The sequence below is a fragment of the Gilvimarinus sp. 2_MG-2023 genome, from assembly GCF_030547685.1.
GTDB lineage: Bacteria > Pseudomonadota > Gammaproteobacteria > Pseudomonadales > Cellvibrionaceae > Gilvimarinus.
In genome coordinates, this window is sequence record NZ_JAUOQM010000048.1 from 348,998 (window position 1) to 366,646 (window position 17,649).

General features: G+C 49.3%; 16 protein-coding genes and 1 tRNA gene. 8 read left to right on the forward strand and 9 right to left on the reverse strand.

Annotated elements, in window-relative coordinates; genetic code table 11:
* Positions 1 to 24: 24 nt before the first annotated feature.
* The 6 genes from Q4526_RS13325 to Q4526_RS13350 form a co-directional block, all read right to left on the reverse strand.
* A complete protein-coding gene (locus Q4526_RS13325; RefSeq protein WP_215977573.1) occupies positions 25 to 2,379 on the reverse strand; it encodes a flagellar hook-basal body complex protein in 2,355 nt (784 codons plus the stop codon).
* A 35-nt stretch (positions 2,380 to 2,414) separates the two neighbouring features.
* The gene (locus Q4526_RS13330; RefSeq protein WP_215977574.1) at positions 2,415 to 3,131 is read right to left on the reverse strand and encodes a flagellar hook assembly protein FlgD; all 717 of its coding nucleotides are present in this window, start codon (positions 3,129 to 3,131) and stop codon (positions 2,415 to 2,417) included.
* Between the two features lie 10 nt (positions 3,132 to 3,141).
* Positions 3,142 to 3,588 carry a flagellar basal body rod protein FlgC gene (flgC, locus tag Q4526_RS13335; RefSeq protein WP_215977575.1) on the reverse strand — a complete coding sequence of 149 codons (447 nt, stop codon included), beginning with the start codon at positions 3,586 to 3,588 and terminating at the stop codon, positions 3,142 to 3,144.
* Positions 3,589 to 3,598: 10 nt separating this feature from the next.
* Complete coding sequence (flgB, locus tag Q4526_RS13340; RefSeq protein WP_215977576.1) at positions 3,599 to 3,997, reverse strand: flagellar basal body rod protein FlgB; 399 nt, start codon at positions 3,995 to 3,997, stop codon at positions 3,599 to 3,601.
* Positions 3,998 to 4,191: 194 nt separating this feature from the next.
* A complete protein-coding gene (locus Q4526_RS13345) occupies positions 4,192 to 5,049 on the reverse strand; it encodes a protein-glutamate O-methyltransferase CheR (protein ID WP_215977577.1) in 858 nt (285 codons plus the stop codon).
* Between the two features lie 74 nt (positions 5,050 to 5,123).
* A complete protein-coding gene (locus Q4526_RS13350) occupies positions 5,124 to 6,083 on the reverse strand; it encodes a chemotaxis protein CheV (protein WP_215977578.1) in 960 nt (319 codons plus the stop codon).
* A 246-nt stretch (positions 6,084 to 6,329) separates the two neighbouring features.
* Here Q4526_RS13350 and flgA point away from each other — a divergent pair, with 246 nt between their 5' ends.
* The 5 genes from flgA to Q4526_RS13375 all read left to right on the forward strand — a co-directional run bounded on the left by flgA (position 6,330) and on the right by Q4526_RS13375 (position 8,971).
* On the forward strand, positions 6,330 to 7,058 hold the full coding sequence (gene flgA / locus Q4526_RS13355; protein ID WP_215977579.1) for a flagellar basal body P-ring formation chaperone FlgA: 729 nt from the start codon (positions 6,330 to 6,332) through the stop codon (positions 7,056 to 7,058).
* Between the two features lie 140 nt (positions 7,059 to 7,198).
* Positions 7,199 to 7,513: a flagellar biosynthesis anti-sigma factor FlgM gene (gene flgM, locus Q4526_RS13360; RefSeq protein ID WP_215977580.1), complete on the forward strand. Its 315-nt coding sequence runs from the start codon at positions 7,199 to 7,201 to the stop codon at positions 7,511 to 7,513.
* Between the two features lie 85 nt (positions 7,514 to 7,598).
* Positions 7,599 to 8,075, forward strand: a complete 477-nt coding sequence (locus Q4526_RS13365) for a flagella synthesis protein FlgN (protein ID WP_215977581.1) — start codon at positions 7,599 to 7,601, stop codon at positions 8,073 to 8,075.
* A gap of 62 nt (positions 8,076 to 8,137) precedes the next feature.
* Positions 8,138 to 8,214, forward strand: a tRNA-Arg gene (locus Q4526_RS13370).
* A gap of 31 nt (positions 8,215 to 8,245) precedes the next feature.
* Positions 8,246 to 8,971, forward strand: coding sequence for a 16S rRNA (uracil(1498)-N(3))-methyltransferase (locus Q4526_RS13375; RefSeq protein ID WP_215977582.1), 726 nt, complete (start codon positions 8,246 to 8,248; stop codon positions 8,969 to 8,971).
* Here Q4526_RS13375 and Q4526_RS13380 read toward each other — a convergent pair.
* Both Q4526_RS13380 and ttcA read right to left on the reverse strand, forming a co-directional pair.
* Entirely contained in the window at positions 8,932 to 11,379 is a 2,448-nt protein-coding gene (locus tag Q4526_RS13380; RefSeq protein ID WP_215977583.1) for a bifunctional diguanylate cyclase/phosphodiesterase, read from the reverse strand. The genes Q4526_RS13375 and Q4526_RS13380 overlap by 40 nt on opposite strands.
* Positions 11,380 to 11,663: 284 nt before the next feature.
* The gene (ttcA, locus tag Q4526_RS13385; protein WP_215977779.1) at positions 11,664 to 12,518 is read right to left on the reverse strand and encodes a tRNA 2-thiocytidine(32) synthetase TtcA; all 855 of its coding nucleotides are present in this window, start codon (positions 12,516 to 12,518) and stop codon (positions 11,664 to 11,666) included.
* 276 nt (positions 12,519 to 12,794) lie between these two features.
* Here ttcA and Q4526_RS13390 point away from each other — a divergent pair, with 276 nt between their 5' ends.
* From Q4526_RS13390 to bioA, 3 genes are all read left to right on the forward strand, one after another.
* Positions 12,795 to 13,598, forward strand: coding sequence for a flagellar brake protein (locus Q4526_RS13390; RefSeq protein ID WP_215977584.1), 804 nt, complete (start codon positions 12,795 to 12,797; stop codon positions 13,596 to 13,598).
* 28 nt (positions 13,599 to 13,626) lie between these two features.
* Positions 13,627 to 15,198: a PAS domain-containing methyl-accepting chemotaxis protein gene (locus Q4526_RS13395; protein ID WP_215977585.1), complete on the forward strand. Its 1,572-nt coding sequence runs from the start codon at positions 13,627 to 13,629 to the stop codon at positions 15,196 to 15,198.
* Positions 15,199 to 15,274: 76 nt separating this feature from the next.
* Positions 15,275 to 16,573: an adenosylmethionine--8-amino-7-oxononanoate transaminase gene (gene bioA / locus Q4526_RS13400; RefSeq protein WP_215977586.1), complete on the forward strand. Its 1,299-nt coding sequence runs from the start codon at positions 15,275 to 15,277 to the stop codon at positions 16,571 to 16,573.
* Between the two features lie 5 nt (positions 16,574 to 16,578).
* On the opposite strand, the gene Q4526_RS13405 is transcribed toward bioA, so the two are convergent.
* Positions 16,579 to 17,586 (reverse strand): tryptophan--tRNA ligase, encoded by a 1,008-nt coding sequence (locus tag Q4526_RS13405; RefSeq protein ID WP_215977587.1) that lies wholly within the window; start codon positions 17,584 to 17,586, stop codon positions 16,579 to 16,581.
* Positions 17,587 to 17,649 lie beyond the last annotated feature (63 nt).

A 17,649-nucleotide genomic window follows, 5' to 3' on the forward strand; every position in this document is an offset into this window, starting at 1 on the left:
TTATTTGCCGCTTGTTTGGCTTTGTTAGCGCAGATTGATAATAGTTTGTGTAGTTTGGTTGGCCGTTTCGATGGTTTTGGCACTGGCCTGGAAGTTACGCTGGGCAATAATCAAATTTACCAGCTGCTCTGATAAGTCCACATTCGACTCCTCCAGAGCCCCCGAGTTGATGGTCCCCAGAGAGGCCGTACCAGGAGCACCAATAACAGCCTCACCAGTATCGGAGGTTTGCGCCCACATGGTATTGCCTGCAGGCTTGAGTGCCTCGACGTTATTGAAGTTTGCCAGTGCAACCTGACCCAGCACCTGGGCTTCACCATTAGTGAAACGGGCGAAGATAATGCCACTATCACTAACGTCCAAACCTGCCAGCCGACCAGTGGTATAGCCATTTTGATCCAGTTGCTCCACCCCAAACTCAGCACCAAACTGGGTAGAGCCCGCCAAATCAATCAAAAAGTTAGAACTTGAAGGCGGCTCAACCACAGGCACCACCCCACCTTGCAACACATTTAACGGCCCCAGTGATCCGGTTTCATTACCTTCATCATCAACCGGCGTCCAGTTAGAAACCAGCATTGTATCCGTTAACGACTCATTTAAGCTGCCGTCTTCGTTAAAATGCACATTGTAAGAGGCTCGAGTTGGCAAAGTGTTCTCTGGAGACGGCAAAGTTGGATCTGGGTCACCGACTTCTTGACCATCAACCTGTACATACATTACCCAGTGGTTGGGCGAGGTAGAGGCGTCAGCAGGATCGTATGGCTGTTTAACAAAGTACTGCGTCATTGTATGAGGGTTGCCCAGGCTGTCGTGGACCGTGGCAGAGGTGGCGTGGTTATAGGTGGCCTGATCATTAGGGTCAAAAGAGTTAATGGGCACCTCAGTAAAGCTTGCCGCCGTCAACGGAGCAAATAAATTACCTACCGCCGGCACGCTATCTGCAATGACATAACCTTCTTCCATCACAATCGACACTTCACCACCGATCACTAGGCCGTCATTGATACCGGTCAAGCTTTGCACCCCGGTACCTGAGCGGCCGATCACATCAAGCACACCAGGCGTGGCGTTCACGTCGGAGTCAAAGGCAAAACTTAAATCCGTTCCAACACTCGAGGTTATCACCAAATCACCGGCTGTATTAACCTCAGCGGTGACACCAGGCAAAGTCGAGGTAGATAAGGCGTTTATTTCTGCCGCAATATTCGCTGGAGTATTGGAGGTAAGCAACACACCGTTTAACGTCAGATTACTATTGGTGTTATCCAAAGTGCCCGATTGTACTGTCGCTTCGGTCGTTGCGGAGGCGGTGACACCAGCCAATGAATTAAGCTCCGATGCGGTCTGTGCTGCAGAGGCTCCATCCTCCGAATTGAAAGTCACTGAGCCGCCGCTTGGACCTTCAATTTCTAACGTCTGCGATTGATAACCGTTGTCGACGTTGGCGATCCCTGCTACCGACGCCGGCGCACCGGTCATCGCGGTAGACAACGCGTTTGCCCCAGTCACCGCGCCTAGCGTAACAGTACTAGAAACACCTTCATTGATATCACGCAGCTCAAGGTTGCCGCCGTTGGCAAACGCCTGAACGTTAATCGGGGTCGGGCTACTGAAAATAGCACTATTGATTAGGTTGGCAACATCTTGCACTGAGTTTGCGGTAGAAGAGTCAATAACTAAACTCAACGTTCCATTGCCCGAGGCTGGTGTGGAGCCGGCCAAAGTGACATCAAAAGTCGTTGGGTTAGCGGCAAAGTCAATCGGTACAGCCACAGCCCCTAGGTTCATCGTAGTGGTCGTGGCATCACTAATGCCAACCTGGGCAACTCCGATTGCTGAACCGTCTGTCGTGAAGCTTGAGCCGACGGACTCCAATACACTTTGATTAGCATTCAAGTTTAAAGTGGCCTCGACACCTGTGGTTTGGCGCGGCGCCTGTGTGCTTACATCCACCTGTAAATCGCTCAGCGTACCACTTACATTGCCATTATCATCGGCACTGTAACCTTGTAAATTCATTCCCGTATTGGTGACGATAAAGCCTTCGCTGTCGAGGCCAAAAGCACCCGAACGCGTGTAGAGCTGCTCCCCCTGATCGCTAACCACGAAAAAGCCTGCATCACTTACGGCTAAGTCCAACTGGTTTTCAGTGAAGTTCAGGTTGCCCTGACCAAATTGCTGGCGAATTTTTAGTAAATTAACGCCACTACCTGGGGCGTTTGAACTACTACCGAGTAAGGAGCCTGCGTAAACATCGCCAAATTCCACACGTGAAGTCTTAAAGCCGGTAGTACTGGCATTGGCGATGTTATTACCGGTGACTTCAAGATCAGTATTGGCGGCCCGGATACCGCTAAGCGCAACGTTAAATGGCATGGTCCGTTTCTCCTTTAGAAACTAGCCGCTTGGCATTAATTAAATTGAGTTACTTGGCTAATGTCGACAGGGCCAACCCCTGCCAAATTAAGCGTGATCGAACCATCATTACCTAGGGTAACGCTATTAACATTGGCACCCAGTGAGGTTTCCAGCTGTTCAGCTTCGCCATCGATCATGGCATTGACTTCAATTCGGTATTCCCCCGGCGGTAGAGGCTCTTCACCGGCACTCCAGTCGACAAGCTCACCGTCCACCTCCATATACTGACCGTCCCAGCGGAAAACCATATCACCCGCTTCACGCCCATCGACGGGTACTTTACCCACCAGTGAGCCGCCCTCGCTGTAGATATTAATTTCCATAGCACTGGTCGACTGCTCCAGATTCAAAGAGCCGGCAACAATGCCGCCATTGGTCAGCAGCGCCGTATCCGTTGGTACGGAAACTGACCGCCCAACCAGCGATGAGGCTTGCAGTGCTTGATTCGACATAAAGTTGCCGTTGAAACTCTCAAACTGGCCATTGAGTCGCTCCAACCCCTCAACCGAACTAAACTGAGCCAATTGGGCAATAAATTCAGTATTTTCCTGAGGGCTCAAAGGGTCCTGATTATTCATTTGAGTAATCATGAGCTCTAAAAAAGCCGACTGCCCTAATTCATTGCTTGCCTCTTCCGGCTCTTTGTTCGCAATACTCAGGTTACTGAGAATATTGGCCGCTGAGGTTCCGTCGTTACTTACTTGTGTCACGGCAGACTCCTTACTGTCCTAATGTGAGTACGCGCTGGGCCATCTGCTTGGCAGCGTTCATCACTTCAACATTGACCTGAAACGAACGAGATGCCGAAATCATATTAGTCATCTCCTCCACCACATTGACGTTGGGGTAATACACATAGCCCTCTTCGTCCGCCAAAGGGTGGTTTGGTTCGTAGCGCTGCTCATAGGGAGCATCGCTTTCAACCACACCCAAGACGGTTACCCCAGCACTGGCATCGCGATCCGCGCCACCAATAGCTTCAAGACGGTTAGTGCCTAAGGTGTCTTTAGCGACAGCGGCAAACACGGGTTGACGTGAGCGATAAACATCTCCGGCACTGGAGCTGGCCGACTGTGCATTAGCAAGATTGCTAGCGGTGGTGTTCAGGCGCAGGCTTTGAGCATTCATGCCAGAACCGGCAACATCAAAAATAGTATTGAGCCCCATGGTATTACTCCTACTGTCCGGTCAAAGCCTTGCTCAGGCCTTTAAATTTTTTGTTTAGCAACATAAAGCTGGTTTGGAATTCCAACGCATTTTTCATAAATTCAGCGTGTTCAACCTGATCTTCGACGGTATTACCATCAACCGATGGTTGATGTGGCGTGCGGTAGTCCAAACCAGGACTACCGCTGGAACTGCCATGAATATTCAGGTGGCCTTCGTCCGTTTTTGCTAAGGCTCCGGGCATGTTTCCGGCAGCCTTAGCCAAGGCACTATGAAAATCAAAATCTCGAGATTTAAAGCCTGGGGTATCAGCATTCGCTAAGTTGTTGGCCAGAACTTCTGCCCGCTGTGAGCGAAGTTTAAGAGCCGGTTCAAATGCACCCAGTGCCTGATCGAAAGAAATTGCCATGATTGCCTCGTTGCGTTAGCGTCACAAGCAATAAAGCACAGGCCATGCCAAACCTAGAAATATCTAATATCTCATTGATTTTATTGAGTTTTATTTTTGATTGAAATATAAACGGGTACTGCAGAGGTAAGAATGTAAGGACAAGAGCGGCAAAGGCTTACCGCCTTTGCCGCTTAATCGAAAGCTATAAATTGTTAAATAGCCCGGTAGAGGATACCTGGCTCACAGCGAACCATTTCAAACAAATTCGAGGCTGCGCCTACGCCTTCGGATGAACCGAGAAACAAAACGCCTCCGGGTTTTAAGCTGGCGTGTATTTTTTGCAGGATTTTAAGCTTTAGCTCGGCATTAAAGTAAATCAAGACATTGCGGCAAAAAACAATATCAAAACGCCCCAGCGCCGCGTAGGAATCCATCAAGTTGAGTGGGCGGAATTCGACCCGCTCCCGTACGGTTTGGTTTATTTGCCAATTATTGGCATCAATTGTGGTAAAAAATTGATTACGACGTTCTACCGACAGACCCCGCATAACTGATAATCGGTCATACATTCCCTGCCTTGCCTGCTCAAGCACAATCGACGAAAGATCGGTTGCCACGACCTGCACAGGCCGAGCCAAGGCACCCATGGATTTCCGCTTATACTCTTCGGCAATCATACTCAGCGAGTAAGGTTCCTGGCCCGAAGAGCAAGCCGCCGACCAAATCCGGAGCGGACCATACATCTTATTAGCTGGGGCCATAAGATCGGGCAGGAGAACATTCTTTAAGTATTCATACGGGTAACCATCGCGAAACCAAAAAGTTTCATTGGTGGTCATAACGTCAATAACCTGATCGCGTAAGCGCCGGTTACTATTCATTTTGAGTGCCTTCACCAACTCGGCAAAGTTTGGCAGGTTATACTCTTCTAGCAGCCGCCGAACCCTGTTGGCCACTAGGTACTGCTTATTTTCGCCCAAGGCTATACCACAAGCGTCTTTTAGAAACACCCTAAACTGATCAAACTCTACCTGCTCCAGAGTATGTGAAGATTTAATCGGGCTACTCATATCAGTCCTTAACAACCACTAAACAACAAACCACTTTAAATAAGCAACCTATCTAATTGAATATAAAGGCCTTACTACTCATTACCACTTTCTTGTAGCAGGTCTTCCCCTGTGATCGCCAAAACCCTGTCATTCACCCGCTTAGCTAATTCATCGGGATGGAATTTAGCCAAGAAGTCATTGGCGCCAACCTTTTCCACCATGGCCGCGTTAAAAACACCGCTAAGCGATGTATGCAGCACCACATACATATCTTTTAGTTTAGGGTTACCACGTATCTCAGCGGTAAAGGTATAGCCATCCATTTCCGGCATTTCAATATCAGAGATGATCATTATCAGCTCTTGATACGGGTCTTTACCCTCTTCGATCATGCCATTGATGTATTCGAGAGCCTCCCGACCATCTTTTTTCAAGGTGGTGGCAATGCCCATAGACTCCACAACCCTTTGGATTTGTTTCCTGGCAATGGTGGAATCATCCACGATAAGAATATGTCGCTTCACCACCCTTTCACTTAACCCGTCTTCAAAAATACCTTCACTCACTGTTTCATCGACAGGCGTAACTTCGGCAAGAATTTTCTCAACATCGACAATTTCAACCAGGCGTTCCTCAACCTCGGTGACAGCGGTTAAATAGTGCTCTTTGCCGGCCCCCATGGGCGGTGGATGAATATCACCCCAATTCATGTTAACAATACGCTCCACCGCACGAACCAGAAAGCCTTGTAAGGTTCGATTGTACTCCGTGATAATGACAAAACATTCTTCGATGTTCTCCAGCGGTTTGCGGCCAATAGCCAGATTCATATCCATTATTGGCATCGTGCCGCCGCGAATATGAGCCACGCCCCGCACTACTCCACTGCGCCCGGGTATCTCATTCAGCTTGGGGCACTGCAAAACCTCTTTTACCTTAAAAACATTGATGCCATAGGTTTGCCTTCCAGCCAGACGAAACAGCAATAACTCCAATCTGTTTTGACCCACCAGCTGTGTTCGTTGGTTAACACTATCGAGTACACCTGCCATATTCTCGCCTCAGTTTTACATCGCCATCAATTTAAAGCGGTTCCCTTCCTATGCGCTAGACGCGAAGGCACATTCCTTGCAGTATCCCCACTTATATGTATTTAACTCTTATTAACGGCTATTTTTTGACACTCTTTAATAAAACCCGTTAATTATGTGTCATCTGGCGCCTACTGCATTGAGTATAGGCTCAATCTCAGCCCAGATTATCGTTTATTGCCACTGTGTTTATAGAATAGGACAACTATGGGCCGCCTACGTACTTTTTGCGTCAATTTAGGCTATACAGTCGCACTGGGGTTTGTCTCCTTAGTGTCTGCTGCCAATGAAGCCGGCCACAACCCACCGCACGATCTGCAGCAATTGCGGTTGGCCACCAAAGAATACCTTCAAGATTACTATCAAAATCGATTTGATGCCGTAGAAATTACCGTTAATAGGCTCGACCCTCGATTGCGACTCGCCCACTGCCCCTCCCAACTAGACTTCGAGGTCAGAGATTTAACCCACAATGGCGGTGCTATTACGGTGAAAACTCAATGTTTAAGCGCTGCGCCGTGGAGCATTTACATTGGAGCTCAGGTGAATGTTTTCCAGAATATCGTTGTCGCCAGTAAAGCCTTGAGTCGCGGAGACATTTTAGTAGAATCGGATCTTACTGAGAGTCGAATGAATAGCTCTAACTTACGAAGTGGTTACTTTACCGACAATTCGGATGCAATAGGAAAGGAGGTTCGACGCAATATAGAAGCCGGAGAACCCTTGCGCGACGGAATATTGACAATACCACTGGCGATTAACCGGGGGGATATCATCACCCTCGCGGCCTCCAATGGCGTTATCGGAGTTAACACGCGGGCGGAAGCACTGGGTAGCGGTCGGGTAGGCGAACAAATACGGGTACGTAATTTATCATCGCAGCGTATCGTGACTGCCAATATCGTGGCAACTGGCCGGGTCGAGGTTAATCCTTAAGCCACAGGCAGAAATTTATTGTAAATAATCGCTAAAGTTATAATACAGACGGCCGATAGCAGCTATGCGAGAGGTATATCCTTTGGCAATCTGGTATGGGCACCAGGTTATAACTGACCTTTTAAAGTTGGATTAAGCATATGGCTATTGACACAAGCAATACCTACAAACCGGGTACAGCGACAACCGGACGCTCCAGTGGCAGCGCCCCCCTCTCAACGAAATCCGAGGGAAAAAGCGGCGCGCCATCAAGTCCACAACCGGCCACTGATCAAGTGGTACTGAGCGCCGAGGCGCAATCGCTAAGCCGCCTGCAAGAAGCCGTTGATACGGCTCCCGATGTGGACAGCGACAAAGTCGCCGAAATAAAGCAAGCGATTGCCGAAGGGCGCTTTGAAATAAACGCCGAACGGCTGGCCGAAGCTATTCTGTCTCAGGACGACCTTATCGGTTAAACCCTAGGGCTGAGCCAACTGCAGCCTTAGGGTTTCGTACAGTTTCGACTTACCCATTTTTTTCGACTTACCATAGGTGCCCACTATGTCAGTTAACCCCTCACTTGTCTCGCAAATGCTAGACAATGACCTTGCCGCCGCCAAGGCCCTACTGGAGCTTTTGCAGCGCGAAACCGAGCTGCTGAAAAACCGACAACATACCGAGCTGGAATCCACCCTTAGCGTTAAAGCCGAACACCTCAATGTTCTGGATGCTCACGCCAGAGAACGAACCTCTTTATTGCTGAGTTTGGGGCTGGCTAACGACAGCGATGGTTGGTTGGAATATATGCAATCTACCCCATCGCTGACACCCTTGATTACCAAATGGCAGGAGATACAATCCGTCATTACCCAATGCAACCAACAAAACACCAAAAACGGCAAATTAATCAACCGCTCACAACAAACGCTAAGTCGAATATTAGACTTGGTAAAAGGTAAGTCTGCCGGTGATAATTTGTACAACGCCAAAGGCGTCACCACAAGATCAGTCAACAGTGGTAATGCGGTAAAAGCCTAAGACAACTTGGCTTTAGCCGCTAAAGTTTCTACAATGGGCGCCTCGCTCCACAGGAGCGACAGGCCCCGGTAGCTCAGCTGGATAGAGCAGCCGCCTCCTAAGCGGCAGGTCGGACGTTCGAATCGTCTCCGGGGCGCCAACTTACCCACCCTGCCCTCTGTCCTTAAACTATGAATTTAATCTTGTTATTCCCCAGTGATTTCAGCCGCGACAATACCGTCACACTGCGCGATGAACGCCGGGTTCGGCATATTACTCAGGTTCAGCGCATCAGCGCCGGGGACACTTTAAAAGTTGGCTTAATCAATGGTCAAACGGGTGTTGGGCAGGTCATTGAGCTGGGTTCCGACTCGGTGACCATGTCGGTGTCGCTCACCCAAGAGCCGCCAGCGGCGTCGAACATCAGTATTATTTTAGCGTTGCCCCGCCCTCCTATGCTGAAACGTATCTTGCAAACCATCAGTACGCTTGGGGTAAAAGAGCTGATATTGCTGCAAAGTGCCCGTGTGGATAAAAGTTATTGGCAGACACCTCAATTGCGCGAAAACAAAGTAAGGGAAGAGTTGATATTGGGGTTAGAGCAGGCCCGGGATACCCGGATGCCGGCTATCCATCAAGCGAAGCGCTTTCGCCCTTTTATTGAAGACGAACTGCAAGACTTTCTCGGTGAGCGCCAAGGTTTTATTGCCCACCCCTATGCCCGGCAGCACAGCCCCCATAATGTCAGCGACTCCAGTGTGATTGCAATTGGCCCCGAGGGCGGTTTTTTGGATAAAGAAATTGATGCCTTTGAGCAGCGCGGCTTTACCGGAATCTCACTAGGCCCGCGTATTTTACGGGTCGAGACGGCGGTCACCTATTTGCTCGGGCGCTTTTCGAGCAATGCAATAAACTGATCCGCCGGCACCGGTGGGCTAAAGTAAAAGCCTTGGTAATAATGGCAACCATAGGACTTTATGATATCCAGCTGGGCACTGTTTTCCACCCCTTCAGCCACAAGGCCTAAGCCCAACAATCGCCCCATGGTCACAATAGTTTCCACCAAAACCCGATCATTGCGATCATCAATAATGTCGCGAATAAAGCTTTTATCAATTTTAAGAGTGGTAACTGGCAGCCGTTTTAAATAACTGATGGATGAGTACCCGGTGCCAAAATCATCCAGTGAAAAGCTGATACCATTTTGCGTTAGCAGGGTAATGGTTTCAATCGCTTCTTCTATTTGCTGAATGACTATCCCTTCGGTAATTTCCATATCGAGGGTTTGATCAGGCAAATTGTATTGCTCTATTGTTTTGATAACATCGGAGGCAAAACTGTCGCGACGAAACTGCCGCGGACTGATATTTAAACTCAGCTGCATTCCTTTGTGCCACAAGCCCGCCTTACTCCATTTTTGCACAACGTCGCAGGCTTGCTCTAACACCCATTGGCCGACCTCAATAATCAACCCAGATGTCTCTAACACCGGAATAAATTCAAACGGTGAAATTATGCCTTGCTCGGGGTGAAACCAACGCAACAGAGCTTCGGCACCGACAATTGCACCGCTTTGCACATCTACCTTGGGCTGAAAATATAATACAAACTGCTCTTCCTCAAGCGCCCGGTGCAGCTCACCCTCCATCACTAACTGCCGACTGACTTTATCGGCCATATCTTCGTTAAAAAATTCAATCGCGTCGCGCCCTTTTTCTTTCACCTGATACATAGCGGTATCGGCGTAGCGCAGGAGCTCATGCACAACATTATTTTTCTCGGGATAAACGACAACCCCAACACTGCAAGTGATACGCAGCTCCATATCCTCATGAATAAACGCTTGCGAGATTAATGCCCGAATTTTCTCGCCCACCTCACCCGCTTTTAAGGCTGCCACTTCCTGGTTATGGTCGAGCACCGTCAACACCACCACAAATTCATCGCCACTAAGGCGCGCAACCAAGTCCTCTTCTCGCACAGCACTTTGCAAACGCGACGACACCTCTTGCAACACTGAATCGCCCACCGGGTGCCCCAGAGAGTCGTTAATATTTTTAAACTTATCCAAATCGATAAACAGCACAGCGCCAAAATAGCCATGCCTTACGGCTCGTCTCGCTTCGTGCTCTAAACGCTCAACCAACTGCAGCCTATTGGGCAAACCGGTCAGCGCATCGTGATGCGCCATATGCTCCATTTTAGCCTGAGCCAGTTTTCTTTCCGTGACATCCATAGACACCACAAGACAAACCACTTCCTCATAATACTGCAGTGGCATCATATGAGTTTGCAGATATAACTGCTCACCGCTGGCGCTGACAAAGCTTTCTTCCGCGACGTCGATTTCTTCGCCGTTATTAATAACCCGGGCATCGCCTCTGATAACAGTGTCGACATCGAGCACAGAGGATTTTAATAGATCGCTGATATGCACATTGCGCATATCCTCGGGGGTGTGACCCAACATTTCAGCTAGGGCTTTATTGGCGAACAGATAGTAGCCATCGGCATTTCGCGCGCCGATGAAGACAGGCAAGCTATCGACAATCTGACGTAAATGTTCTTCACTGGTTCTAAGTGCCTGTTCAATTACACGACGTTTGGCAAGTGACAGCTCAATCACATCGAGAATTTGATTACTGCTGTTTATCACTGTGCCAAGCTCATCGGCTTTATGCGACTTTAAGGTCGTCAACCGCTTAGCTCCAGGCCGATCAGGATCAATTTCGTTAATTTCATGAGAAAGCTGCACCAATGGCTTGGTTAGCTTAAAATAGAAAGCGACAAACAACAGCACAACGAGAATAAGGCTACGAAAGCTACTGACAAAAAAGTTTATTTCCGAGCGGCGATAAAAATTTTCCAATGCCCGGTCTCTGTCGACCGTAAAACTGATTTTTCCGGCCACCATTTGCTCGTAGCCGGCCACGATTAAATCAGAGGAATAAGAGGCATCATCATGGGTGAAGAGCCCTCCCATCCAAGTAACATCCGACTCTGTTAGAGCCTTGTCAGCTTGGGCTAAAACGTTGCCGCGCTCATCCCAAATAGCTACCTGATAGATAAAGTCATAGGTTAACAGGCCATTTACAACCTCATTGGCCAAATCAGCGTCTAGTGTATGTACGGCTCTAGCGGCGGGAGGTGTGGCTACTTCTGCCACCCGGTATATTAATTGATCTAATTCTTTGGATTGAGCAAGATAATCAATGTACACCTGTATCGCACTGATAAAAAAGCTGAGCAATATCGCTAAAATAATGCCGATTTTAGCTAATTGAAAAGAGATGCCCTGAAAAAAAGACGGCTTTTTTTGTCTCATTATTGCGTGTAATCCAGTGCCGGTGGCTGAATAAATGGGGTTAGTGATTCATGTGGTGATGCAATTCAACGGGGCACTCCGACAGCCCAAACTCTCCACCTCGCGCTGACATGTACGGCTGGGGCAATCCATTGCGCGATCATTAACTCACCGATGCCATACCGTGGTGAGTTAGCGACTGCCTAGAGAAGGCGAACTTAATCCAAGTTTCAACCTAAACCCCAGCAAACGCAGACATTAAAGACAGTATAGTGCAAGTTCGCCAACCTAGCAGCGACAAGATATTACTGAACTTGAACGGCGTTGATAAATTGATTCTCACCCGGCTCAAGCTCACTGCCGGACACTGGGGTTAAGCCGGCAAAATCAAATAGCTGACGGTCCGCCAGTTGCGACGGGGCAACGCTGCCAATAGCCGAAAATATGGTTTCCAGACGACCGGGGTGCGATTTTTCCCAGCCCTGCAGCATATCCTTAATTACCTGACGCTGTAGATTTTCCTGTGAGCCACATAAATTACAAGGAATAATGGGGAACTGTTTAATCTCAGCATATTGCTCCAAATCCCGCTCTTTACAGTAAGCTAGCGGACGAATCAAAATATTTTGACCGTTGTCAGCTAATAATTTGGGCGGCATGGCTTTCAGCTTGCCACCGTAGAACATATTGAGAAATAATGTCTCAATTATGTCATCGCGATGATGCCCCATAGCAATTTTGGTCGCCCCAATTTCATCAGCAAAACCGTATAGAGTCCCCCGGCGCAGTCTCGAACAAAGCCCACAGGTGGTTTTACCTTCAGGAACAATCTCTTTCACGATGCTGTAAGTGTCTTTTTCCACAATATGGTAAGGAACACCCAGTGACTCTAAATATTGCGGCAGTACATGCTCGGGGAATCCGGGTTGTTTTTGATCCATATTGACAGCAACAAGCTCGAAATTGATTGGGGCCGTTTTTTGTAGCCCTAATAGAATATCGAGCATGGCATATGAATCTTTACCACCCGACAAACACACCATGACACGATCGCCTTCGCTGATCATTTCAAAATCAGCAATAGCACTACCCACCTGACGACGCAGTCGCTTTTGCAATTTATTAAACTCTAAACGCTCTTTGCGATCCAGTTCCGCCACTGAAGTCTCAGATACAGCCTTACTCATACCCTATATTTACCCATTGATTCATATATTCCGCCATTGTACGGTTTTTGCCCAAGCGATGGAATCCAATTTGCCGCTTGGCGGCAATGCCGTGCCGCTTAGTAACGTAATCACACTCCGCGCTTGAGCCCCAACAGCAGCAATCCCGTATCGCGCCTACTTTGGACATTAATGGCATGGCGCTTGCTCTAGCACTGGTGTGGACTCAATGAGTCACAGTATTGCACGGTAATGTTTGAGGAAAGCGGTATGTCTCTGTTGGAACGAATTCTGGGTAAACTGTCTGATCGAGGAACCTCGCACGAGGCCGAGATTACTGCATCACAAAACAAGTCAGCCTCTTTCAAAACTGAAAGCTCATCCCATGAACTGCTATTAAGTCTCTGCCGCTCCCGCCAGCTGCTTGAGGTTCTAATAGACAATCGCGGCACCAGTTTTCAAAGTATGATATTGGCCGTGGACACCGAGCGGGGCATGCTTTGGCTCGATCAGTTAACCCCGTCAACTCTGGCATTAATGGAGGGGCAGAGCCTAACCCTGCGACATCAGAGGCACAGCGAGGTACTCACACTGAGACTTCCGGTCATTAGCGACCAAAGTCAAAGCCGCAACGCTATTGCAGTTCTACTGCCCTCCAAGGTCGAATACCGACCACGGCGCAGCTGGCTTCGATATGAGCCCGGTTACGACTCACTGAAAGCCACCATCAGAACAATAGGCAACGCCCCCACCGAAGCTAATATCGTGAATATATCGGGGGGCGGAATGAGATTACGCCTAAAAGGTAATCAATTGCATTCTTATCGGCGCGACGCACACCTGCCCTTGTGCCAGGTACGCCTGAGCCACCAGATACAGGTTAACTGTCAGGCCAAGGTAAAATCTGTACGCTTAGTTAGGGAACCCTTCAGGCACACACAAGTGAGTCTTGAGTTTACCGACATGACCCCGAGCGCTCGAATTCAACTGAATAACCAACTGTCTAATTTACTTAACATTACTGACGCGAATCAAACTTTAGACGCCAAAAACGAACTACAATTAGTGGGTTAACCCCACAAGAGACAGACAAGGATTTTTCATGCGAAATAATGGCTCGGTCACCAACAAAGAGGTACCTGTCAAAGCGGGCGATGAAATCGTATCCTCTACTGACTTGGCAGGCACTATCCGCTTTTGCAATGATACTTTCTGTGAAATAGCAGGCTATGAGCGCGACGAACTGATCAATCAGCCCCACAATATTCTGCGCCACCCAGACATGCCTAAAGATGCATTTGCCATGCTATGGGGGGCACTCAAGAAAGGTAATGCCTGGATGGGTATTATCAAAAATCGCTGTAAAAATGGCGATCATTACTGGGTAGATGCCTATGTAACTCCGGTCGCCGAGCACGGTAAAATAGTGGGTTATGAGTCGGTTCGGGTGAAATCTGACCCAATATGGATACAGCGAGCTGAAATGGTCTATGCTCGATTACAAGCGGGCAAAGGTCTATGCTCCCCCCTGTTAAAGCTTTGGCAGAAATTTGGCCTATCTTTATTATCAGGCGTTTTTAGTTTTATATTAATATCTGTATTTTTAGCGATCAATGAAAGCACAGGTCCAGGGCAATACTTAGGGGCGGCTTTGATTGGTATTGTTTTAGCTTTTCTCGCACAAACCACCCGCAAGTTGCTAATTTCAGACGCTCTCATCGAAGCGAGAAAAATTCATCACGACCCTATTGCAGCCTTTATATATACTGGCCGTAGCGACGAAATAGGTGAAATACGCCTAGCACAACTCGCGCAGAAATCTCGTATCCGCACAGCCTTGGGCCGGTTTCAAGAGTCAGCCGACGAACTGAGACAGCACGCCGAGCTATCACAGCAGCAAGCTCAACGAACTTTCACCCATATTACCGAACAGCAGCAACAAACCTCTGGTGTGGCACACGCCATGGGGCAAATGAGCATCGCCGTACAGGAGGTCGCCTCGGGCGCCACACAAACCTCGGGCGCCACTGGCGAGGCCTTAAGTGAGGTGGAAAAAGGCAATCAAGTAATCCGCTCAGCCGGGGTCGCCATTGACGACCTATCGCAAACGGTGGGCGACTTAGGGGCCGTCCTCAACCGGTTAACCGAAGGCAGTGTGAAAATTGCATCGGTCGTAGACGTTATTAAAGGTGTCGCCGAGCAAACCAACTTACTGGCCCTCAATGCCGCTATTGAAGCGGCTCGCGCCGGTGAGCAGGGGCGCGGTTTTGCGGTGGTGGCCGATGAAGTTCGCACTCTGGCCCAGCGCACCCAGGAGTCCACCGAAGATATTCAAAGTATTATCAGCGAATTGACCGATGCAACTGGGCTGGCGGGAAAGAACATGACCGACTGCCAAAACTTAGTGGAACGCAGTGTTAACGAAATGGGCAATGTCAGTCAGGCCCTGTCCGCCATATCCTCTGCGGTGACCACTATTGACCAGATGTCTCATCAAATAGCCGCAGCGGCCGAAGAGCAGTCGGCCACGGCGGTGGATATCGAGCAAAACACACAGTCGATCACCTCTCTGGCCGAGCAAGTCCAGGGACAGGTGGATGAAACTAACCGTTTGAACTCTGAAATGGCATTGCTATCACAAGGGCAAAGCGAACTGGTTCGGCGCTTTAGCTAACAGAACTCAGCCCTTACGGACTGGACAAGCGCCGCTAAAAGCCTTAGCTTGGCGCTTTTTCCAGTTATGAGGCCGTATGAGTACCAACAGTGACAACCTAGTAAAGCGGGACCGGGCGCACGTCTGGCATCCATACTCTTCATTTACCGCCACCTCTCCTACCTACCCCGTAGCCAGTGCTAAGGGCGCTACCCTTACCCTGACCGATGGGCGCCAACTAATCGATGGCATGTCATCCTGGTGGAGTGTCTTACACGGGTACAACCACCCCGAACTTAACCAAGCACTGCTAACGCAAAGCCAAGCCATGAGCCATGTCATGTTCGGCGGGCTGACCCATGAGCCCGCGGTTAGCCTTTGCGAAAAGCTGGTTAGCTTAAGTCCGAATGGGTTAAACAAAGTATTTTTATCCGACTCGGGCTCAGTCAGTGTGGAAGTGGCCATGAAAATGGCCCTGCAGTATTGGCACTCGCAAAATTTGCCCGAAAAACATCGCTTTATTGCATTAAAAAACGGTTACCACGGCGACACCTTTGGCGCTATGAGCGTATGCGACCCAGTGACAGGTATGCATCATCTATTCAGCCAGAACCTTACCCCACAACTATTCGCTGCCCGGCCCCAAAGCCGCTTTAACGATACCTTCAACCCGCACGATCTCGACAGTATTCGCCAGTTATTAACGAAGCATAATAACGAAGTGGCGGCCGTCATCTTAGAGCCCATTGTTCAGGGCGCGGGCGGCATGTGGATGTATTCGCCCCAATACTTGCGCGAAGTGCGCGCCCTGTGCGACCAATACAATGTCTTGCTGATTGCCGACGAAATAGCCACAGGGTTTGGCCGGACGGGAAAGCTTTTTGCCTGTGAGCACGCCAACATTAGCCCCGATATCATGTGCCTGGGAAAAACACTCACCGGCGGCTATATGACCCTCGCCGCCACCCTGTGTAACGACAAGGTAAGCGATGGCATTTGCCACGGTGAGGCCGGCGTCTTTATGCACGGCCCGACTTTTATGGGCAACCCCCTCGCCTGTGCCGTGGCCAGTGCCAGTATTGATTTGTTGTTAACCTCCGATTGGCAATCCAATATCCAACGCATCGAGACCCAACTCAACCGCGAGCTGGCCGACTGCCGTACACTGAACTATGTGAAAGATGTGAGGGTGTTAGGGGGAATCGGTGTGGTTGAGCTGAGCTACGCTCCGCCCATGAACGAAATACAACCGGCTCTGGTGGAGCAAGGTATCTGGGTCCGGCCATTTGGCAAGCTGGTTTACATCATGCCACCTTACATTACCTCAGAGTCTGAGCTAACAGCACTTACAGGTGGCATCTATCGGGTTATCAGTGCCCTAACCGGCCCAGCATAAGTCTTTTAAGAAAACTTTCGCAAGCCCACAGCCTGACGCAGCTTTTCAATAAAAGGCGCACTTTCGGCCCGCGCCTTAACAGCGCCTTGCTGCAGGATGTCTTCTATGTCGGCGGGGCGTTCCATCAAATCGAAGTATTTTTCACGCGCCTCGCCGAGCTGACCATTGACCAACTCGAACAATTCGCGTTTTGCTTCACCCCAGGCAATACCGGCTTCGAATTTGGCCCGCATTTCAGCGGTTTGCTCAGCGCTGGCGAACGCCTCCCAAATCTGAAACACAGTGGAAGTATCCGGGTCTTTCGCCTCTCCGGGCTCAAGCAGGTTTGTTTTAATTTTGTTAATGTGTTTTTTGAGCTGTTTTTCCGTTAAAAATAATGGAATGGTGTTGTTGTAACTCTTACTCATTTTACGACCGTCCAGCCCCTGTAAAATAGAGCCTTTATCGTCTATCACCGCCTCTGGCATTTGAAAGTGATCGCCATAATGGTGGTTAAAACGCGCCGCAATATCGCGCGCCATTTCGATGTGTTGTATTTGATCTTTCCCCACGGGGACTTTGTTCGCGTTGAACATCAGAATATCCGCCGCCATTAACACCGGATAGTTGTACAACCCCATAGTGACGCCGTAATCCGGATCTTCACCGGACTCTTCGTTCGCGGCAACCGCTGCTTTATAGGCGTGCGCTCGGTTCATCAGCCCTTTTGCCGCCATGCAGGTCAGCAACCAGTTCAACTCGGGGATTTCAGGGATATCGGATTGACGATAAAACACCGCGTTGTCAGTATTCAGCCCCAGTGCGAGCCAGGTGGCCGCAATCTCTTTGCGCGACTGCTCGACACGCTCGGCATCCTGACACTTAATCAGAGCGTGATAGTCAGCCATAAAGTAGAAGGACTCTAACTCTGGCGATTTACTGACCTCAATGGCCGGACGGATCGCCCCGACATAGTTGCCTAAATGGGGTGTGCCAGAGGTGGTAATACCAGTTAAAACGCGTTGTTTGCTCATTGTCTATCCAAAAAAACAGGTGGTTTTAGTCGGTGGATATCATACAGGGTCAGCCCTCGGCTG